This is a genomic window from Shinella kummerowiae (assembly GCF_009827055.1).
GTDB classification, from domain to species: Bacteria; Pseudomonadota; Alphaproteobacteria; order Rhizobiales; family Rhizobiaceae; genus Shinella; species Shinella kummerowiae.
In genome coordinates this window covers 615,976-635,494 of sequence record NZ_WUMK01000003.1, presented here as the reverse complement: position 1 = coordinate 635,494, position 19,519 = coordinate 615,976, and the positions used below count along the sequence as shown (strand labels likewise).

17 protein-coding genes and 1 pseudogene are annotated in these 19,519 nt (G+C 62.1%); 15 read left to right on the top strand and 3 right to left on the bottom strand.

What is annotated here, in order from left to right; translation table 11 throughout:
* The first annotated feature begins 171 nt into the window (after nucleotides 1-171).
* From capB to GR138_RS10630, 3 genes are read left to right on the top strand one after another with little or no spacing between them, the layout of a single operon-like run.
* Nucleotides 172-1,932 carry a caprolactamase subunit beta gene (gene capB / locus GR138_RS10640; RefSeq protein WP_160859127.1) on the top strand — a complete coding sequence of 587 codons (1,761 nt, stop codon included), beginning with the start codon at nucleotides 172-174 and terminating at the stop codon, nucleotides 1,930-1,932.
* Nucleotides 1,933-1,943: 11 nt separating this feature from the next.
* Entirely contained in the window at nucleotides 1,944-4,025 is a 2,082-nt protein-coding gene (capA, locus tag GR138_RS10635; protein WP_160859125.1) for a caprolactamase subunit alpha, read from the top strand.
* 53 nt (nucleotides 4,026-4,078) lie between these two features.
* The gene (locus GR138_RS10630) at nucleotides 4,079-4,240 is read left to right on the top strand and encodes a hypothetical protein (RefSeq protein WP_160859123.1); all 162 of its coding nucleotides are present in this window, start codon (nucleotides 4,079-4,081) and stop codon (nucleotides 4,238-4,240) included.
* A gap of 60 nt (nucleotides 4,241-4,300) precedes the next feature.
* Here the strand turns inward: GR138_RS10630 and GR138_RS10625 are convergent, their stop codons facing one another.
* Nucleotides 4,301-5,311, bottom strand: a complete 1,011-nt coding sequence (locus tag GR138_RS10625; RefSeq protein ID WP_160859121.1) for a GntR family transcriptional regulator — start codon at nucleotides 5,309-5,311, stop codon at nucleotides 4,301-4,303.
* A 552-nt stretch (nucleotides 5,312-5,863) separates the two neighbouring features.
* Between GR138_RS10625 and GR138_RS10620 the strand changes: the two genes are divergently transcribed.
* The 12 genes from GR138_RS10620 (at nucleotide 5,864) to GR138_RS10565 (ending at nucleotide 17,721) form a co-directional block, all read left to right on the top strand.
* The gene (locus tag GR138_RS10620; protein WP_160859119.1) at nucleotides 5,864-6,937 is read left to right on the top strand and encodes an ATP-binding cassette domain-containing protein; all 1,074 of its coding nucleotides are present in this window, start codon (nucleotides 5,864-5,866) and stop codon (nucleotides 6,935-6,937) included.
* A 45-nt stretch (nucleotides 6,938-6,982) separates the two neighbouring features.
* Nucleotides 6,983-7,888 carry an ABC transporter permease gene (locus GR138_RS10615; protein WP_160859117.1) on the top strand — a complete coding sequence of 302 codons (906 nt, stop codon included), beginning with the start codon at nucleotides 6,983-6,985 and terminating at the stop codon, nucleotides 7,886-7,888.
* A gap of 2 nt (nucleotides 7,889-7,890) precedes the next feature.
* Entirely contained in the window at nucleotides 7,891-8,736 is an 846-nt protein-coding gene (locus GR138_RS10610; RefSeq protein WP_160859115.1) for an ABC transporter permease, read from the top strand.
* A complete protein-coding gene (locus GR138_RS10605; RefSeq protein ID WP_160859113.1) occupies nucleotides 8,736-9,473 on the top strand; it encodes an SDR family NAD(P)-dependent oxidoreductase in 738 nt (245 codons plus the stop codon). Before GR138_RS10610 ends, GR138_RS10605 begins: the two co-directional genes overlap by 1 nt.
* Before the next feature lie 13 nt (nucleotides 9,474-9,486).
* On the top strand, nucleotides 9,487-10,254 hold the full coding sequence (locus GR138_RS10600) for an SDR family NAD(P)-dependent oxidoreductase (protein WP_160859111.1): 768 nt from the start codon (nucleotides 9,487-9,489) through the stop codon (nucleotides 10,252-10,254).
* A 74-nt stretch (nucleotides 10,255-10,328) separates the two neighbouring features.
* Nucleotides 10,329-11,561, top strand: a complete 1,233-nt coding sequence (locus GR138_RS10595; RefSeq protein ID WP_160859109.1) for an ABC transporter substrate-binding protein — start codon at nucleotides 10,329-10,331, stop codon at nucleotides 11,559-11,561.
* Nucleotides 11,562-11,653: 92 nt separating this feature from the next.
* The gene (locus tag GR138_RS10590; protein WP_160859107.1) at nucleotides 11,654-12,757 is read left to right on the top strand and encodes an ABC transporter ATP-binding protein; all 1,104 of its coding nucleotides are present in this window, start codon (nucleotides 11,654-11,656) and stop codon (nucleotides 12,755-12,757) included.
* 42 nt (nucleotides 12,758-12,799) lie between these two features.
* Complete coding sequence (locus tag GR138_RS10585; RefSeq protein WP_160859105.1) at nucleotides 12,800-13,681, top strand: polysaccharide deacetylase family protein; 882 nt, start codon at nucleotides 12,800-12,802, stop codon at nucleotides 13,679-13,681.
* Nucleotides 13,682-13,735: 54 nt separating this feature from the next.
* On the top strand, nucleotides 13,736-14,068 hold the full coding sequence (locus GR138_RS10580) for a hypothetical protein (RefSeq protein WP_160859103.1): 333 nt from the start codon (nucleotides 13,736-13,738) through the stop codon (nucleotides 14,066-14,068).
* A complete protein-coding gene (locus GR138_RS10575) occupies nucleotides 14,061-15,131 on the top strand; it encodes a CobW family GTP-binding protein (protein ID WP_160859101.1) in 1,071 nt (356 codons plus the stop codon). The genes GR138_RS10580 and GR138_RS10575 overlap by 8 nt, the downstream gene beginning before the upstream one ends.
* Nucleotides 15,131-16,363 (top strand): ABC transporter substrate-binding protein, encoded by a 1,233-nt coding sequence (locus tag GR138_RS10570; protein WP_160859099.1) that lies wholly within the window; start codon nucleotides 15,131-15,133, stop codon nucleotides 16,361-16,363. The genes GR138_RS10575 and GR138_RS10570 overlap by 1 nt, the downstream gene beginning before the upstream one ends.
* The gene (locus GR138_RS10565; RefSeq protein ID WP_160859260.1) at nucleotides 16,360-17,721 is read left to right on the top strand and encodes an amidase; all 1,362 of its coding nucleotides are present in this window, start codon (nucleotides 16,360-16,362) and stop codon (nucleotides 17,719-17,721) included. Before GR138_RS10570 ends, GR138_RS10565 begins: the two co-directional genes overlap by 4 nt.
* Before the next feature lie 54 nt (nucleotides 17,722-17,775).
* Here the strand turns inward: GR138_RS10565 and GR138_RS30955 are convergent.
* Nucleotides 17,776-18,012: pseudogene (locus GR138_RS30955) on the bottom strand (IS3 family transposase); the annotation flags it as partial.
* 445 nt (nucleotides 18,013-18,457) lie between these two features.
* Nucleotides 18,458-19,486, bottom strand: a complete 1,029-nt coding sequence (locus GR138_RS10555; RefSeq protein WP_160859098.1) for a substrate-binding domain-containing protein — start codon at nucleotides 19,484-19,486, stop codon at nucleotides 18,458-18,460.
* Between the last annotated feature and the right edge of the window lie 33 nt (nucleotides 19,487-19,519).

Below are 19,519 nucleotides of genomic sequence, written 5' to 3'. Positions count from 1 at the left end.
CCCGGCGCAATTCGTTGTTCCCTCGCTGCAAAGACCGGCGCGAAAAACTCTGCCTAGATTGATCCTGGCTTCAACGGTGCGACAGATACCGGCGGCCCAGGGAACAGACACTATCAGCTTGACGAACGGTTTCCGGGCCGTCGGTTCTCGCCTTCAACCAGCGTGAACACGATGCTTCATACCCAGACTTCGAAAGTAGACCCGATCACGCTCTCGGTCGTGCGCGGCATGCTCGAGACGACCCAGCGCGAAATGACGCTCGCACTGGAAAAGACGGCACGTTCCTCGGTCTTCAACCTGGCGCACGATTATTCGACCGCGCTCTTCAATGCGCGGCCGGAGATGATCCTGCAGGGCCAGGACATCCCGATCCATCTCGGTTCGCTTATTCCTGCCATGAAGGCGGTTGCCGGCTTCTTCGGCGATGACATCCATGAAGGCGACCTGATCCTTCACAACGATCCGGCCTTTGGCGGCAGCCATGCCATCGACACGTGCATGTACAAGCCGGTCTTCTACAGGGGCGAGCTCGTCTATTGGACCGTTTGCAAAGGGCATCTTACCGATATCGGCGGTCCGGTGCCGGCCGGGTACAATCCGAACGCGACGGAGATCTATGCGGAATGCCTGCGCATTCCCCCGGTCAAGATCTGGGATCGCGGCAAGCCGCGCCACGATGTCCTCAACATGATTCTCACCAACATGCGCGCACGACGCGACCAGGAGGGCGATTTCCGCGCCCTTATCGGCGCCTGCCAGGTGGGTGAGCGCAACCTCATCGCTATGCTCGACAAGTACGGCAAGGAACAGGTCGATGCCTGCGTGGATACGCTGCTCGACATGGCCGACAAGCACATGCGCGCGCTGATATCCACCGTCCCCAATGGCACCTATGAGGGCTCCGCCATTCTGGAGGATGCCGGCCACGGCTTCGGCGATTTCGAGATCAAGGCGACGGTGAAGATCGATGGCGATGCCTGCCACATCGCCATCGATAGCCCGCCGCAGATCCCGTACTTCATCAATTCCTACGAGGGCAATTCCCATTCCGGCGTCTATCTCGGCCTGATGATGTTCGCTGCCCTGCCGCCACCCTACAACGAGGGGCTTTACCGTTGCGTTAGCGTCGATTTCGGCCCGAAAGGCACGCTCTGCAATGCGCAGGAGCCGGCGCCGCACATGAACTGCACGACGACGCCGATGGAAACGTTGACCGATGCGGTACGCCTCGCCTTCGAGAAGGCCGTGCCGTCCAAGGTCTCGGCCTCCTGGGGGCATGCCAACGGTCTCAACATTGCCGGGCGCGATTCCCGCACCAACGAGGAGTTCGTGACCATGGTGCTCGCCACGATCATCTCCGGCGGCGGGGCGACGCCGAAGCAGGATGGCTGGCACGCTGTCGGCCCGGAATGCTGCTTTGGGGCGCTCACATCGGGCGATGTGGAACTGCTGGAGTATTCCTACCCGATCGTCATCCATCGCTATTCGCTGATGACCGATTCCGGCGGAGCGGGCAAATTCCGCGGCGGTTCAGGCACTGCCTGGGAAGTCGAGCCGCTCAATGGCGACATGCTGTGCATCGGCTTCGGTGAAGGGCGCCGCATCCCGGCCATGGGGGCCGCCGGCGCCACCTCCGCGATGGTTGATACCAAGGTCGGCCGCGTCGAACTGCGTCGTGATGGCAAAGTGCAGGTCGAGCGCAAGAACATCATCGAGACGATCAAGCCCGGCGAGACGATCACCAACCTCAACCCGGGTGGGGGAGGCTTCGGCAATCCGTTCGAGCGGCCGGTCGAAAAGGTCGTCTTGGACGTGCGCAACGGCCTTGTCTCCATAGAAGGCGCTCGCCTCGACTACGGCGTCGTGATCGCCAACCCGCAGACCCTCGAGATCGATACAGCCGGCACCGAACGGCTCAGAGCCTCCCGCTAAGGAACATCCTCATGACCATGCATTCCTATCGTCTCGGTATCGACGCCGGCGGCACCTTCACCGATTTCGTCATTGCCGACCGCTCGACCGGTGAGGTCAAGCTGTTCAAGGCACTCTCCACCCCCTCCGATCCCACAAAGGCGATCGAGAACGGCCTCGGCCTGATCGCCAGCGATCTTGGGCGTCCCATCGAAAACATCATTGCCAATTGCGACCTCTGCATCAACGGCACGACCGTTGGTCTTAACGCACTCATCACCCATCGCGGCGGCAAGACGGGGCTGATCTGCACCGCGGGCCACGAAGATTCCATCGAGATCCGCAACGGCCACAAGGAAGATGGTTTCCGTTACGATCCCGACTACCCGGCCGCCACGATGCTCGTGCCGCGCTATCTGCGTCGTGGTGTTCGCGAGCGCGTGTTGTCCGACGGCTCCGTGCGCACGCCGCTTCATGAAGATGACGTGCGCGAAGCCTGCCGGGTCTTCCTCGAAGAGGAGGTAGAGACTATCGCCATCTCGTTCGTCTGGTCTGTCCTCGACCCGACGCATGAACGGCGCGCGGCGGAGATCGTGCGCGAGATGATACCCGGCGTTGTCCTGACGGTGGGGAGCGAACTCTACCCGCAGGTGCGTGAATACACCCGCACCTCGACGGCCGTGACGAATGCTTATCTCGCGCCGGTCATGAGCCGCTACATCACGGCGGTCGATGCCTATTTCCGCTCTCTCGGCGCCAAGCAGCCGGTGCGCTATTTCCAATCGAATGGCGGCCTGGCCATCGGTCAGGTCATGACGGACCGCTCTGTCTATGCCATCAATTCCGGCCCGGCGTCGGCGCCGCAGGCGGGTCTTTATGCCGGCGCGCCCTTCGGCCACAAGAATGTCGTCACCGTCGATATGGGCGGCACGTCCTTCGACATCACGCTGACCCGCAACGGCCAGACAAATCTCAACAAGAACATCGATTTCCTGCGGTATCGCATTGGCGTGCCGATGATCCAGGTGGAAACGCTTGGTGCTGGCGGCGGTTCGATCGGCTGGGTGGACCCGCTCGGCCTGTTGCAAGTCGGTCCGCAGTCCGCGGGTTCGGAGCCAGGGCCTGCCTGTTATGGCCGGGGCGGTGTGGAGCCGACGACGTCCGACGCGAACCTCGTGCTCGGCTATCTCAACCCGGAAGGCTTGCTCGGCGGCAAGCTGCCGCTCGATGTTGCCAAGGCGCGGGCGGCGGTGGCACGGGTCGCAGAGCCGCTCGGGATATCCGTCGAACAGGCGGCCTACGGCATGTTCGCCATCGTCAACAACAACATGGTCAACGGCATTAGGCGTGTCTCGGTCGAGCGAGGCTACGATCCGCGCGATTTCGTGCTGGTCGGGGCAGGCGGCGCGACGGCGGCGCATATCACGGCGCTGGCGCGGGAAATGGGCATCGACACGATCATCATGCCCAAGCTCGCTTCCGGCCTTTGCGCCTTCGGCCAGATCATCTCGGATGTGAAGTACAATTATATGGCCCCGGCGCCCCTGCGTCTCGACAATGCGGCCGCCTATGAGCGTATCGACGGCCTCTTCAGGGAGATCGAGGCAAAGGGCGTCGTGCATCTCGAGGCCGATGGCTTTACGCCTGACGCCATCGATATCAAGCGATCGATCGACATGCGTTATGTCGGCCAGGTGCATGAATGCACCGTGGATATCGGCACTTTCCCGATCAACGAGACCACGATCGAGAAGGTGAAGGACGCCTTTCACACCCGGCACGAGGAACTCTATACCTATGCGGAGCGCCATAGCGTGGTCGAGGTCGTGAACCTCGAATCCACCATCTATGGCCTTATCGAAAAGGTGCGTCCGCCAAAGCTCGCCGCAGGCGGAAGTGCGGAAGATGCGCTGAAGGGCCATCGCGACGCGATTTTCGCCCAGTCCGGCACGGCGACATCCACGCCTATCTATGACGGCGCGAAATTCGGCGCCGGTGCGCGCATTCACGGCCCGGCGATCATCGAGGAAGTGACGACGACCATCGTCATCGAGCCAGGCTGGACCAGCGTGCTGCACGAAAGCGGCAGCTATTTGCTGACACGGGAACATTGACGGTTCGCCCAGCCTGCAGCGCGGAGCCAGTCACAGGGGTAGTGGGGGCTAAAATGGCAGAGAATGTGTCGGCCAACGAAGCCGAAAGCTTGGATTGTTGTAGCGTGGCGGTTCAACCGAATGCACGCTTCATCAAGGTGGCGATGGGGGAGGCGCTTTCCGCACGTAAAGAGCGGCAGGTTGCGCTTTCTAGCCTTCGCGAAGCGCTGGCATAGGAGAAGGTGATGCAATCGGCCGCCGCACTTCGACCAGGACGAGGCTCACCGTGCGGCGGATCAGTCCAGCACCGGCGTCAGGTAGGCGGCCGTGACGCCGGGGCCGGGAATGATCGCGACGATCTTCATCTGGGCGATTGTGCGGTTGAGCGAAGCGTCGAGATGGGTTTCCATCATCGAGACCGCCGATTCCGTTGCGCCACGCAGCAGGAGTTCGGCAATCAACCGCAGCTCGGTGATGATCGCCGGATCGCCGGGAAGACCAAGGCGACGCAGCAGCCTGTCGGTCGCGATGACGGGCAGGAGGTTGTTGCGCACAAGGTCTTTCAGCCGTTCATTCGGCGTGGCAAGCACACAGCACTCGATGAACTCGGCCTGGATGGCCTCATTTTCCTGGAAGGAGCCCGCGGCGTTGACCTCTTCGGCAGCGCGCAGGCGCCGGAGCAGGCCTTCCAGCCGCGTCGGACTTACGGCGCGGGCGCCAAGGCGGATTGCCGAAGGTTCCAGTATCGTGCGCAGCACGAAATGATCCTTGACCATCTGCGCCGTCAGCGGCCCGGCAATCCAGTGCGAACTCTGATTCTTGCGCACGAGCCCGCGCTCGCGAAGGCGAGTCAGCACATCGCGGACCACCGTTCGGCTGACATTGAAGTGGTTCGCAAGCTCCATCTCGACGATACGATAGCGGCCGAAGACGACGCAGGCCGCCACATCCGCCTCGACGATATTGTAGATGCGTTCCCACGAAGAACGGTTTTGCAGCGCTTCGTCGGCGTGGCGCGGCACGATCAGCCCGAGCGCCTTGATATCGGTGCGGTTCGGCTCGATGTCGGCACTGGGCGGACCGACGAGGAAGCCGCGGCCGGCGAAACGGTGCACCAGCCCTTCCATCTCCAGTGCCTGGAGCGCTCTCTGCACGGGCGCGCGCGAGGTTTGCAGAATGTCGGCGATAGGCCCTTCCAGCAGCACGAGGCCAGTCGGCAGCGTGCCCGACTCTATATTGCTGCGCAGCACATCCTCGGCGATCTCGTAGCGCCGCTGTGTGCTGTTGGCTGCCTGCTGGTCTTTCATGGGTCTCGTCGTCTGTTGGCTTTCGTGGCGCGCTGCACTTTGGCGCATTCTTCGCCGTAAGAAAAGATCGGCATAAATGATTATTGAATACATAGAATGGCATATCATCGACCACGGATAGGGTGGCGCTCTTAGAAGGAGCCGTACATATTTTTGCCGGGCTCCGCGGTTCTCTTTCCAATTTATGAGGCAGGATATCGAATTTCGCGCTTATATTTGGGTTTTTGAACAGATTTACGGCGTTTTTCGACGAAGGGGTCTTCACGAAAATGCGTGCTCGTATGCCGGCGAGGCCCTGCAAAAATCCGTCATGACAGAAATGTCTAAAAAGTCTATTGAATACAAAAGCCATCTATGACATGGTTTTGAAAGTTAAGGTGCCCGAAAGAGGCGCTGTATGCGGAACGAAGTGAAAATGCCCAGGAATATCGCTGCGCCGCGCATTTGATGATGCGTGAATGAGAGCTCTTACTGCCTCAGAACACGGACCGGTTCTGTGGAGGGCGAAGCTTTGCGTGAACGGCTTCCCGGCTCAAACTGGTGGGAACAGAGGTGTCATCCGTCCTCCAACTGAAAAATGTGCACAAGGCCTTCGCTGGCGTGCCGGCGCTTTCCGGCATCGATGCGACGCTTGCGGACAACGCCTATATCTCGCTGCTGGGACCGAGCGGTTCGGGCAAGACGACGCTTCTGCGCGTCATCGCCGGCTTCGAACAGCCGGACGGCGGGGAAATCCTTTTTGCCGGTAAGCGTGTCGACAGCGTGCCGCCGCATGAACGCGGCATCGGCTTCGTCTTTCAGAATTTCGCGCTTTTCCCGCATTTGAGCGTTGCGCAGAACATCGCCTTTGGGCTGGAAAACCGCGTCGTTGATCCTGTGACAGACCCGAAAGTGGTTGCAGCGAGGGTGCGCGACATCATCAGCCTCGTCGGGCTTTCCGGCCTGGAGGACCGTGCGACCACGCAGATCTCCGGTGGGCAGAAGCAGCGTGTGGCACTTGCCCGTACGCTCGTGACGGAGCCAAGCATGGTCTTGCTGGACGAGCCGCTCGGCGCGCTCGATGCGAACCTGCGCATGCGCATGCGCAGTGAGCTTCGCACCATCCGCGAGCGCTGCGGCGTCACCTTCCTGCATGTCACGGGGTCCGAAACGGAAGCGCTTGCCATGGGGGATACGGTGCTGGTGCTTGACCGCGGACGGATCGCGCAATCCACGGATGCCGGTTCGCTCTATAGCCGCCCGGCTTCGGCAGACGTTGCGCGTTTCCTCAACTGCTACAACATCTTCTCCGGCACCGTCGAAGGGGAAGGCTTCCACAGCCCCGTCGGCATGCTGGCACTTGGCGGTTCCCGCCAGGCGTCCGGCACGCCGGCCTACGCCATTCGCTACGATCGCGTTTCGATCCGTCCCCAGGATGCGGCAGCGGCTGGCGACGAGGTTCGCATCGAAGGCAGCTTTGTCGCCAGCGAATATTCCGGAGCGGCGATCAATTCCTTCTTCACGCTCGACGACGGCCGGGTTTTCGAGGTGGAGACGCATCTGAGCCACGTCGCCCCCACGGCCTACGAGGAGAGGGGCCGTTATGCCCTCGTGTGGAAGCGGGAGGACGCCCTTGTCTTCGTTTAATGCTGCACACCCTGCATGCGCCCCGATCCGCCAGGAGAATGAGAGATGACGATGGCCGCAACCAGTCATGACACGCCCGTCGAAACGGCCGAACATCACGCCCGCAAGCAACCCGACCGCACCTTCTGGCTGCTCGCGCCCGGCGCACTCTGGATGCTGCTGTTCCTCGTCGCGCCGATCCTGATGATGGTCTACGTATCCTTCTGGACACAGACAACCTTCAAGATCGAGCCGACACTGACGCTCAAGAGTTGGGTCACCTTTTTCTCCAGCGACACCTATCTCGGTGCGCTCTGGACGACGGTTCGCATCTGGCTGATCGTGCTGGTCTGCACGCTTCTCGTTGGCTATCCGGCGGCGCTCTTCGTCGGTCTGTTCGTCAAGAACAAGACGCTCTCGACGGCGCTGCTCGTGCTCTGCGTCATCCCGTTCTGGACGTCGTTCCTCATCCGCGTGCTGGCCTGGCGGCCCATGCTCGGCAAGGAGGGCGCGATCAACATGATCCTGATGAAGCTCGGCGTCGTGACGCAGCCTATCGAGGTGCTGTTGTTTTCCGAACTCTCCGTCATCATCGGCATGACGCAGATCTACTGCGTCTTCATGGTCGGGCCGATCGCCTTCATGCTGGGCCGCATCGATCCATCGGTCATCGAGGCCGCGCAGGATCTCGGCGCGAGCTTCTGGCGCATCTTCCGCACCATCATCCTGCCGCTTTCCATGCCTGGCGTGGTGGTGGGCGCCATCTTCGTTTCTGTCATGGTGCTCGGCGAATTCGCGACGTCCGCCGCGCTTTCCGGCCGCAAGGTGAACCTCCTCGGCAATATCATCGTGACCCAGGTCGGATCGTTGAAATGGGCCTTCGCCGCGGTCGCTGGCGTGGTGCTGACCATTCTCATGGGAGCCGTCGTTGCCGCCCTGCTGCGTGTCGTCGATCTCAGGAAGGAGCTCTGATCATGAATGCATCCGGCATCAAGGTCAGCCTCGGCCTCTACACGGCGCTCTTCATCATCTTCCTGTATGGCCCGCTTGCCGTGCTAGCGATCCTCTCGTTCCAGACCGGACCGGAAGGCGGGCCGCAGTTCCCGATCATCGAATGGTCGACCTACTGGTACAAACACCTCTTCGGCCTTACGCCACCGTCGCGCATTGCTCCGCTGCCCATCGAGCAGGCACTGGTGCGTTCGCTGGGGCTCGCCGTCATGACCATGATCGTCTCGACCGTGCTCGGCGTCACCGCGGCGCAGGCGTTTCGCAAGAAGTTTCGTGGCTCGGGCGTCGTCTTCTATCTCATCGTCCTCGGCATGATGGTACCCGGGGTGCTCGTCGGTCTCGGCATGGCGCTCGTCGCCAACGCGCTCGGCATCGACCGCCATTGGTGGGGCACGGCCTTCGTGCTGCATGTCGTCTACACGTTCCCCTTCGCCTTCCTAGTCATGCTCGCCATCTTCAACCGCTTTGATCCGAGCGTCGAGGAAGCGTCCTGGTCGCTTGGCGTCACCCCGGCGCGCACCTTCCGCAAGATCACCTTCCCGTTGATCTTCCCCGGCGTGCTTTCGGCCATGCTCTTCGCCTTCACGCTTTCCTACGACGAGTTCTCGCGCACGCTCTTCGCATCGGGCCGGGATCTCACGCTGCCGCTGGCCATCTACGGCACCTTCTCGGTGGAGGTGCATCCGAACGTCTTCGCGTTCGGCGTGCTCACGACACTCTTCTCCTTCGCGCTGCTCGGCACATACGCGGTCCTGATGGCGTTGTCGGTGCGCCGCGCCAAGCGCATGGCGATCCAGGAGGAGGCATGATGGCCGGCCGTTCCGCCCTCATCACCGGTGCCGGTTCTGGCATAGGTCGCGCCATCGCCGTCAAGCTCGCTGCCGATGGATACAGCGTGACGGTCAACGACCTCTCGCTCGAACGGGCGACAGCCGTCGCCGGTGAAATCCGCGCTGCAGGCGGCACGGCTGTCGCCGTGGCCGGCGATGTTTCCAGCGAGACGGATGTGGCCGCCATCCATACGCTCGCCGTCGAGGCGCATGGGGAGGTTTCGCTCCTCGTCAACAATGCCGGCATTGCCCATCAGGCGCTGTTCGAGACGCTTACGGTCGCTGACTTCGACCGGATGTTCGCCGTGCATGTGCGCGGCACATTCCTGATGACCAAGGCAGTGCTGCCGGCGATGCTGGCGCGCGGTGCGGGCGACATCGTCAATGTCGCCTCGCAACTCGGCCAGATCGGTGGTGTCGAGCTCGTCCACTATTCCGGCGCCAAGGCGGCGATCATCGGCATGACCAAAGCGCTTGCCCGAGAGGTTTCCTCCCGTGGCGTGCGGGTGAACGCGGTTGCGCCCGGCCCCATCAACACCCCGCTGGTCATGGGGCTATCGGAGGAATGGCGCGCCACCAAACGTGCCGGCCTGCCGCTGGGGCGCTTCGGCGAGCCGGAGGAAGTGGCAGAGACGGTCGCCTTCCTTGCTTCGCCCGCCGCCAGCCTTTTTGTCGGACAGACGCTCGGACCCAATTCCGGCGATGTCATGCTTTGAACCGGAGTAGCCCATGACCGTAGAGACAAAACGCATCGTCATCGTCACCGGAGCCGGCATCGGTATCGGCGCGGCCACGGCGAAGGCCTTCGGGGTGCTGGGCGACCACGTTGTCGTCACGGACATTCTCAAAAGAGAAGGCCGGGCAACCGCCGATGCGATCAATGCCGCTGGCGGTTCCGCCGAGTTCCGGCTTTACGACGTTCGCTCGACAGCCGAGGCCGATGCGCTTGTCGCTGATATAGAGGAACGCCATGGCCGGATCGACGTGATCGTCGCCAATGCCGGCATCGCGCACCGCACGCCGCTTGCCGACCTGACGGACGAGAAGTGGGACCTCACCTTCGATATCGACCTCAAGGGCATCTTCCGTCTTGTACGGGCAGCCGCGCCCGGCATGCGTACGCGCCGCTCCGGCGCTGTTATCGCGCTCTCCTCGATCATGGGCGTTGCCTATGGCTGGGACGAGCATGTGCATTATTCCGCGGCCAAGTCCGGTGTCGTCGGTCTTGTGCGCGGCCTTGCCGTCGAGTTGGCCCGCGACGGTGTGCGCGTGAACGGCCTTGCGCCGGGCTACATTCGCACTGCCCAGCTTCTCTCCGAGGAGAATTCGCTTGGCCCGGCGGGTGCGGAAAAAGCAGCGGAATTCATCCCGATGGGACGGCTCGGGACGCCGGAGGACATCGCCGATGTCGCCGCGTTCCTTGCCTCCGACGCTGCGAGATACATGACCGGCCAGGTGTTGGTCGTGGATGGCGGCCTGCTCGTGGGCCGGTACTGAACCGCCTCGAGAGGGCGGGCGAACAGGGGTCGCGGGGCGGCTCCGGGGAACGATAAACAAACTGGAGAAGAGACATGTTCAAGTCGGAAATCAATCGCCGCTCGCTCCTCAAGCGCTCGGCCGGTGTGATGGCGCTGGCCATGGGCGGTGGCACACCCTTCCTGTCGTCACGCATGGCCTTTGCGCAAGGGGCCGACCTTGCCGGCCAGCAACTGCGTACCATTGGCCTGTCGGTCACGGTGCAGGAGCGCATCCTTGAAGAATTCAAGAAGGCTTCAGGCGTCGGCGGCACGTCCGGCACCGCAGCCACCTTCCCGGACGCACAGACCAAGATCCTCTCCGGCTCGAAGGACTACGATTGCTGGGAGATCATCGCAGAGCGCCTGCCGTCGATCGTCATGACGGACAATGTCGAGGCGATCCCGGCAGCTTCGCTAAAGAACTGGGCGAACATTCGCGAAACCTTCACCACGGCAAGCGACAAATGGGACCGCGCCGCACAGATCGTCGGCCAGATCTGGGCGGACGAGGCCCAGACCGTGTTGAACATGATCCCCGCCGTCTACAACTACGATTCCATCGGCTACAATCCCGATGTGCTTTCCGACGAGGAAGCCAACACCTGGACGGCGATCTTCGATCCGAAGTGGAAGGGCAAATCGGGCCTCAACACCGATCCGCTCATCGCCTTCGGTCAGGCCATCATGGCAATGAATTCGCTCGGCCTCTCCGACGTCAAGAACCCGGGCAATCCGACGGCTGCTGAAATCGACGAAGCCGCCGCCTTCCTCGTATCCAAGAAGAAGGAAGGTCAGTTCCGTGCGCTCTGGGGCGATTTCGGCGAGCTGGTCAACCTGATGGCGTCGGGCGAAATGGTCGTGTGCGATGCCTGGCAACCGGCCGTCATGGCCGTCAAGGCGCAGGGCAAGGCCTGTAAGTATGCCGTGCCGAAGGAAGGCTATCGCGGCTGGGCGATCGGCCCGTCGATGATTGCCGGCACGACCAACAGGGACGCCGTCATCGCCTATGCCGACTATTGGCTCTCGGGCGAGCCGGGCATCACCGTTTCCGAGCAGGGCTACTATTCGCCGTCCACCAACATCAAGGATGTCATGGCGCCGGAGAAATATGCCTTCTGGTACGAAGGCAAGCCCTGGGTCGGCGCGGAAGAGCGCGGCATCAAGGAAGGCGACCTTCGCGATGGCGGCTCGCTCGAGGAGCGCGCCAAGAACGTCGCCTACTGGCACCAGTGGCCGGAAGAATACGATCACCTCATCCAGAAGTGGGACGAATTCCTCAACGCTTGATCCCAAGACGTGGGGGCCGGGACGCACGTGTTCCGGTCCCCGACCGGCCCCGTGTCCGGACTTGCGAAAACAGCCCTCTTCGGGAGACACCGATGATTTTCGACCTCGAACTCAACAATGTCGGCAAAGTTTATGATAACGGCACCCCCGCCGTCATCGACTTCAACCTGGCCGTCGCCAAGGGTGAGTTCATCGCCTTCCTCGGGCCGTCCGGCTGCGGCAAGACGACGACGTTGCGCATGATCGCCGGCTTTGAAAGCATTTCGTCCGGCAACATGTTTATCCGCGGCGAACGCATGAACGACGTGCCGCCGCAGCGGCGCCCGACATCCACGATCTTCCAGAATTATGCGCTCTTCCCGCACATGACCGTGCGCCGCAATGTCGGCTACGGGCTCGAGGTCAAAGGCCTCGCCAAAGCGGAGCGTGAAGCGAAGGTGGAGCGCATCCTTGCGACGCTCGATCTCGAAGACATTGCGGAACGCAAGCCGGACCGGCTTTCCGGCGGTCAGCGTCAGCGCATCGCGCTTGCCCGTGGCCTGGTCGTCGAGCCGGATATCCTGCTTCTCGACGAACCGCTCGGCGCGCTCGATGCGAACCTGCGCAAGGCGATCCAGAACGAGCTGAAGCTTTTGCAGAAGAGCCTCGGCGTTACCTTCATCTTCGTTACCCATGCCCAGTCCGAGGCGCTGGCGCTGTCCGACCGCATCGTGGTGATGAACCAGGGGCGCGTCGAGCAAGTGAGCCCGCCCCATCAGCTTTACACCCGGCCCAACACGCCTTTTGTCGCCCAGTTCATCGGGCGCAACACCGTCCTGTCGGGTGAGGTTGCCGGGAGCGACGGCGACGACATTGTCGTGACGACCGGCATCGGCACCCTTTCCGGCCGCGCCAATGGAACCCTTGCAAACAAGGGAATCGTCAACCTCGTTATCCCGGCGGAAGCCATCGAGGTGTATCCCGCAGCCCGTCGTGACGCGCTTGCGACGGCCGGCACGAGCAACCTCGTCGACGCTCTCATCGAGCGCTCCGAGGTGGTGGGGCATATCGCCCATCTGACCGCGCGCCTCCAGGATGGCCGGTCCGTCTCGCTGGAGGCCCATGTCGACAAGTACCGGCCGGGCGATTTCCCCGCCGGCAGCAACGTATTCCTGAGCTGGAAGGCTGCCGAGGCAACGGTCATTCCAGCTCACTGACGATCCAGAAACTTCAAGGGAAAACCAAAGGAGACATACCCAATGGCGAAAGAGATTTTGTGTGGTTTCGGCGTCGACGTCGATGCCGTAGCCGGATGGATCGGCTCATATGGCGGTGAGGACTCGCCCGATGACATCTCGCGCGGCATCTTTGCCGGCGAGGTCGGCAGCCCGCGGCTTCTGAAGCTCTTCGAGCGCTTCGGTATCAAGACGACCTGGTTCATCCCCGGCCATTCGATCGAGACCTTCCCGGACGAGATGCAGGCGGTCGCCGACGCGGGCCACGAGATCGGCATCCACGGCTACACCCACGAGAACCCGATCGCCATGACCCGCGAGCAGGAGACAGAGGTGCTCGACAAGAGCATCGAGCTCGTTACCAAGCTCTCCGGCAAGCGGCCGACCGGCTATGTCGCGCCTTGGTGGGAATTCTCCACCGTCACCAACGAGTTGCTGCTCGAGCGCGGCATCAAGTACGACCATTCGCTGATGCACAAGGACTTCACGCCCTACTATGTGCGCGTCGGCGACAGCTGGACCAAGATCGATTATTCGAAGAAGCCGTCCGACTGGATGATCCCGCTGAAACGCGGCAAGGAAACGGATCTCATCGAAATCCCGGCTTCCTGGTATCTCGACGACCTGCCGCCGATGATGTTCATGAAGAAGGCGCCGAACAGCCACGGTTTCGTCAATCCCCGCGATATCGAGCAGATGTGGCGCGACCAGTTCGACTGGGTCTATCGCGAGATGGACTATGCGGTCTTCCCGCTCACCATCCATCCGGATGTCGCTGGCCGGCCGCAGGTGCTGATGATGCTGGAGCGTCTCTATGCGCATATGATCAAGCATCCGGGCGTCAAGTTCGTCACGATGAACGAGATGGCCGACGATTTTGCCAAGCGGTTTCCGCGCAAGAAGTAACCTGTCGAGGGAGCGGCCCGCCCGCTCCCTCGCAAGACATGAGGGGAGAGCACCATGTGTTCGCTGTGCGGGGTCATCGGTGGAAACGAGCATTGGACGGATGCCGTTGCCCGGCCCGGCGTGTTCACGCGCAATGTCGAACGTATCGACCGCCGGCGCGAGCGTGCCCGACGCGTCTCGGCTGCCAACCGCGCGCTGGCCGCTTTCGGCATGAGCCTCTCCGATTGGCAGGGCGCTTCGTTTGTGCTCGCCACGCGCACCGGCAAGAGCGAGGTGATCGAGGACCTCGGCCACCTCTGGCCGGCGGCCGAGCGGCTTTCGGGGCGTCTGTGCGATCCGCTCGATCCGGTTCTCATCGCCCGGATGGAAGAGGGCAGGGATGACTGATATACCCGCATTCACCCCCGTCCACCTGCTCACCGGCTTCCTCGGGTCGGGCAAGACCACGCTTTTGAAACGCCTGCTGACGGATCCGGCGCTGTCCGATACTGCCGTGCTGATCAACGAGTTCGGAGAGGTGGGCCTCGACCATCACCTCGTCGAGCGCATCGACGATACGATGGTGCTGCTGCAATCGGGCTGCGTTTGCTGCACCGTGCGTGGTGAACTGGCGGATGCCTTGCGTGAGCTCCATTCCAAGCGTGAACGCGGCCTGGTGCCGCCGTTCGCCCGCGTGATCATCGAGAGCACAGGGCTTGCCGATCCCTTCCCGGTCCTTTCGACGTTGAAGTCCGACCCCGTGCTGCGCCATCATTTTCGTGTCGGCAGCGTGGTGACGACCGTCGATGCGGTCAACGGCCAGTTGCAACTCGATACCTATATGGAATCAAACCGGCAGGCCGCCATTGCAGACCGCATCGTCATCACGAAGACGGATCTCTGTGATGTTGCGCCGGATACGCTCATCACGCGGCTCCGCCAGCTGAACCCGGATGCGATCTGCCATATCGCAACACCACATGGTCCCGATGCCGAAACGTTGTTTGCCGACGGTGCGGTGCATCGTTCCGCCCAATTGCAATCGGCGAGCGGCTTTTACTGCGACGCCCCGGCTGCGCTCCAGACGGCGGACGGTGCTGTGCACCGATCGGCCATCTCCTCCTTCGTCATCGTCGTCGATGAGCAGATAGACTGGACGGGCTTCGGTGTCTGGCTCACCATGCTCCTCAATCGCCATGGCGATCGTGTGCTGCGTGTGAAGGGTATTCTCAACCTTTCCGGCGAGGAACGCCCCGTTGCGGTGCATGGCGTGCAGCATCTCGTTCATCCGCCTGTGCATATGGATGCGTGGCCCTTCAACGAACGCGCTTCCCGCATCGTCTTTATTGTTGACGGTCTCGATGCGAACCTGTTGAAACGCTCGTTCAACGCCTTCGCGCTTGCCGGGAAGGTCGAGGCCCACCCGCAGCCAGAGGCGGCAGCGCAGGCCCGCAACGCCCAGAGCCCTTGATGAATAAACATTCCTTGAAACCGGCACCCGCAACCCCGGCTCTCCATACGGCCGGCAAGCCTAAGCTGCGCGTGCTTGGCACCGCCATCTCCCTGCTGGAAGAGTTGCGGGTGAAAGCGGAGGCCGATCTTGGTATCGAGGTCAGCTTCGACAACAACGATTTCATCGTGACGCAGCACAAGGCCGCGCAGGAGCCGGACAGCTACGATATCTACGACCAGTGTTTCCACAATCTCGATATCGTTTGGTACTGGCGTGCCATCCAGCCGATCGAGGTCTCCCGTATTGCCTTGTGGGACGAGATCAACGACCTGACGAAGACCGGCCAGATCGGCCCAGGCGCCCGCATGGGGCAGGGTGACGTGCCGGCTCGCAAGCTCTACGTCCAGCCGAGCCTTGCGCTCGGCGATACGCCGACTGGCCGCATCTCCATGCTGCCGACGACACACAATTTCGACAGTTTCGCCTATCGCAGCGATGCGGCAGGGCAGCTTCCGCCGATGGCGAGCTGGGCCGCTTTGCTCGACGCGCGCTGGAGCGGTCGTGCCGCGCTCGTCGATGAACCGGCAATAGGCATTTTCGATGCCGCGCTTGCCGCGCAGGCGGCAGGTCTCATGAGCTTCGGCAATATCGGCAACATGACCATCGCCGAGATCGACCAGCTGGTGGATATTCTCGAGGCGCGGCGCAAGGCGGGGTTCTTCCGCAGCTTCTGGCGCACCGCGGAGGATGCCGCGAGCCTGATGATCGAAGGCGAGACCGACATCCAGAGCATGTGGTCGACGGGTATCGGCATCCTGAACAGCCGTGGCTTTCCCGTAGATCAGGCCGCGCCGGCCGAAGGCTACCGCGCTTGGCACGGTGGCTTGTGCCTCTCCCGCAACCTCTCGGGCCGCATGCTCGACGTCGCCTATGAATATCTCAATTGGTGGATTTCCGGTTGGCCGGGCGCGGTGGTCGCCCGCCAGGGCTACTACATTTCCACGCCCGAGCGATCGCGCCGTTACATGACGGCGGCGGAATGGGACTACTGGTACGAGGGCCTTCCGGCGCGGGAGGACCTGCCGGGACCGGACGGCACGGTCCGCATCAAGCGCGGCGCTGTGCGCAGCGGCGGCTCTTACTGGCAGCGCGCCAACGGCATTGCCGTGTGGAACACCACCATGGATGAACACAACTATCTCGTCCGCCGCTGGATGCAGTTGGTCGGGCGCGCAGAAAAGGACATCTGACCATGCCGGCTCGCTCGATTGCCCAGCTCTCCGTGCTCCTGCAATCCGGCTCGCTTGATCCTGTCGATCTGGCGGAGGAGACCCTGGCGGGCATCGCGGGACACGCGGACCAGACGATCTTCACGACCGTGACAGCGGTGCGGGCAAGGGCGGAGGCGGAAGCCGCACGCAAGCGACTGCGTGGAGGTCGCTCGCGTGGCACTCTGGACGGTATACCGGTCGCCTGGAAGGACCTCTTTGATCTTGAAGGTCTGCCGACGACCGCCGGTTCCAGTGTACTGAGGGACAGCGCGCCGGCAACGAAAGACGCCGCCGTGGTGCATGCGCTTACCGACGCGGGAATGGTCAACGTCGGGCGCGTGAACATGAGTGAATTCGCCTTTTCAGGTCTTGGCATCAACCCCCATTACGGTACGCCCCGCAACCCCGCGTCCCCCGCCGGTGAACATCGCATTCCGGGCGGTTCCTCATCCGGGTCAGGCGTGGCGGTTGCCGCCGGGCTCGTGCCTGTTTCCATCGGCACGGACACAGGTGGATCCCTGCGCATCCCCGCGGCTTTCAACGGCGTCGTGGGCTACAAGGCGACCCGCGGACGCTATTCAATGGAAGGGGTGTTTCCGCTGGCCAAAAGCCTCGATTCCCTCGGCCCTCTTTGCCGTACCGTTCAAGATGCCGCCTGGATCGACGCGGCGATGCGCGGCCTGCCGGCGGCGGATGTGCTGCCGCGTTTCGATCCGGCCGACCTTTCTTTCGTCATTCCCGAGACGATTGTCTTCGACGGTGCGGAGGCGGCGGTCATTTCGGCCTTCGAGGCCACGGTGGAGCATTTGGTGCGCGCCGGCGCCCGTATCCGCCGCGCCGCTTTTCCGGAATTCTCCGCGATTTTCGACCTCATGGCAAAACACGGAGCCCTGGTTACCGCAGAGGCCTATGTGCTTCACCGCGCCCGCATCACCGGGCCGGAGGCGGCGGACATGGACCCGCGGGTCGTCAAGCGCACGCTGCTAGGTGAAAAAATCACGCTGTCCGACTATGTGGAAACCCTTGCCGCCCGTGAACGCCTGATCGCCGCCTTCGAGGCGCGGCTGGGGGCGACGGAACTCGTGCTGAGTCCGACATTGCCGCATGTGGCGCCGGCCCTCCAGCCGCTCGTTGACGACGAAGACCTGTTCTTTCAGATGAACGGGAAGACCCTGCGCAATACGCTGATCGGCAATTTTCTCGACTGGTGTGGCGTCTCGCTGCCATGCGGCACGGACACAAATGGCCTTCCTCTCGGTATACTCGTTTCCTGTCCGCGGGGCCGCGACATTGATGTTCTCGCTGCCAGCGGTGCGCTTGAGACGCTTTTGAGTTAAAGAATAAGTGCCGGCCGAACCGCACCGGGTTTGCCGGAGGCCATTTCGTTTAAGTTATGCGGCGATAGCTGCGCGTCCAGCATAGCAGTAATACTGCTCCTCCGCTTCGGCTGGTGGTATATTACCGATGGGCTCCAAAATTCGCAGGTGGTTGAACCAGTCGACCCATTCCAAGATAGCGAACTCGATCGCCTCGAAGTTGCGTCATGGTCCGCGCCGATGGATGACCTCGGCCTTGTAGAACCCGTTGATCGTTTCGGCGAGTGCGTCGTCGTAGCTGTCGCCAACGCTCTTTCGCAATATCTGGTTAGCTTGACGAAGCTCGCGGTTCTCATGCTCCAAAGCCTTCATCTTCTCGGTCACATCGCTCGGCAGGCCTGCTCGTTTGCCGCTATCGACCTCGGTATTCTTCACCCGCTCATGCAGCGTGGCTGGCGAGCAGCCGATCTTGGCCGCGATAGAGGAAACGGCCGCTCACCGCGATAGGTGTTCCGCTTCTTGATCCAGCACCATACTGATGGCACGTTCGCGGACTTCGGATGAAAACGTGTTCGTTGTCTTGCCCATTTTGGCTCCCCTCTCTCAGAAGTTGAAGCCTTCGGCAAACCTGGCGCGGTTCAAGCTGCAGAATATCAGGAGAAGAAAAATCCGCAATCTGATCAGCTAGTTGGTGGTCGAGCTGTGTGTCCCTTGGTTCGAATCGGCTCAAGAGCGCGCTGAGATTTGATCTCACTCTCTACAGATTTTCCCGCGTGTAGATGTCAAACGGCACTATCCTGGTATGACTGACATTCTCACCGTTGGACGCCATCGCTCGCGTCATGCCGCTGATCGTTTCGCTTGCCAGTTGCGTCAGGGGATGGGCGATGGAGAGGGTTATGGTTCCGTCGAGCAGAGCGGCCCTGACATTGTCCATCAGCTCGTAACCGACCACGATCAGTTTGCCAGCCCGGTCGCTGGCGCGCAGGGCGGCGAGGGCACCGCTGATGCCCCCACCGGCGACATACAAGCCCGCGAGATCGGCATGGTCGTGTAGAAGACGCTCTGTCATTTCCTGGGCAACGGCCGAGGATTCGAATGTCGAGAGAGGCTCGAGCAAAACGAAGTCTCGGGCGTGCTCGCGAAAATATGAACGGAAGCCGGTCTCGTTCATTTCCTGGTTGCGATAGCGCGGGTTGCCCATGAGGATGCCGATCTTGCCGGGAACCTTGCAGATGTGATCGAACGCCCAGGCGGCGGTTCTGCCGACTTTCCAGTTGTCGAGCCCGATATAGTGGATCTGGCCCGTTGCGGCGAGCTGGGAGATCAGCGCGAACACGGGGATGCCCTTCGTCTGTATGTCGGCGAGCGCCTGCGTGACGACGGGGTGGACAGCGGTGGTAATGCAGATGGCGTCGCATTCCTTGGCAAGCGCCAGCGCCCGATCGGCGGTGTTCTGTGGCGAGAGGTCTTCCAGATGCTCGATCCTGAGATCGATGTCGGCCGAGGTGGCTTGCGCGGCTGCGTCCATCAGGGCGCGCGCGACCAGTCTGTAGAACGGGCGGTGCGGCTGGAGAAGAAGCACGCCGAAACGGTATTTGGGACGCGCTGCCGCGTTGCGAGCTTGTATCGCCCCCAGTCCGTAGAAGCCGATCGTGGTGGCCGCAGCCTGCACCTTCTCCCGCGTGCCGCCGCTCACATTGTCTGCACCGGACAAAACCCGGTTGGTCGTGGCGATGGACACGCCGGCGGCCTCGGCGAGATCGCGGATGGTTGGTCTTCTCACGGATTCCTCATGAGATAAATTGTACCATTTTCG

Coding starts and splice junctions, on each gene's coding strand:
- capB (WP_160859127.1), top strand. CDS start 172: ATGCTTCATACCCAGACTTCGAAAGTAGACCCGATCACGCTCTCGGTC.
- capA (WP_160859125.1), top strand. CDS start 1,944: ATGACCATGCATTCCTATCGTCTCGGTATCGACGCCGGCGGCACCTTC.
- GR138_RS10630 (WP_160859123.1), top strand. CDS start 4,079: ATGGCAGAGAATGTGTCGGCCAACGAAGCCGAAAGCTTGGATTGTTGT.
- GR138_RS10625 (WP_160859121.1), bottom strand. CDS start 5,311: ATGAAAGACCAGCAGGCAGCCAACAGCACACAGCGGCGCTACGAGATC.
- GR138_RS10615 (WP_160859117.1), top strand. CDS start 6,983: ATGACGATGGCCGCAACCAGTCATGACACGCCCGTCGAAACGGCCGAA.
- GR138_RS10610 (WP_160859115.1), top strand. CDS start 7,891: ATGAATGCATCCGGCATCAAGGTCAGCCTCGGCCTCTACACGGCGCTC.
- GR138_RS10605 (WP_160859113.1), top strand. CDS start 8,736: ATGGCCGGCCGTTCCGCCCTCATCACCGGTGCCGGTTCTGGCATAGGT.
- GR138_RS10600 (WP_160859111.1), top strand. CDS start 9,487: ATGACCGTAGAGACAAAACGCATCGTCATCGTCACCGGAGCCGGCATC.
- GR138_RS10595 (WP_160859109.1), top strand. CDS start 10,329: ATGTTCAAGTCGGAAATCAATCGCCGCTCGCTCCTCAAGCGCTCGGCC.
- GR138_RS10590 (WP_160859107.1), top strand. CDS start 11,654: ATGATTTTCGACCTCGAACTCAACAATGTCGGCAAAGTTTATGATAAC.
- GR138_RS10585 (WP_160859105.1), top strand. CDS start 12,800: ATGGCGAAAGAGATTTTGTGTGGTTTCGGCGTCGACGTCGATGCCGTA.
- GR138_RS10580 (WP_160859103.1), top strand. CDS start 13,736: ATGTGTTCGCTGTGCGGGGTCATCGGTGGAAACGAGCATTGGACGGAT.
- GR138_RS10575 (WP_160859101.1), top strand. CDS start 14,061: ATGACTGATATACCCGCATTCACCCCCGTCCACCTGCTCACCGGCTTC.
- GR138_RS10570 (WP_160859099.1), top strand. CDS start 15,131: ATGAATAAACATTCCTTGAAACCGGCACCCGCAACCCCGGCTCTCCAT.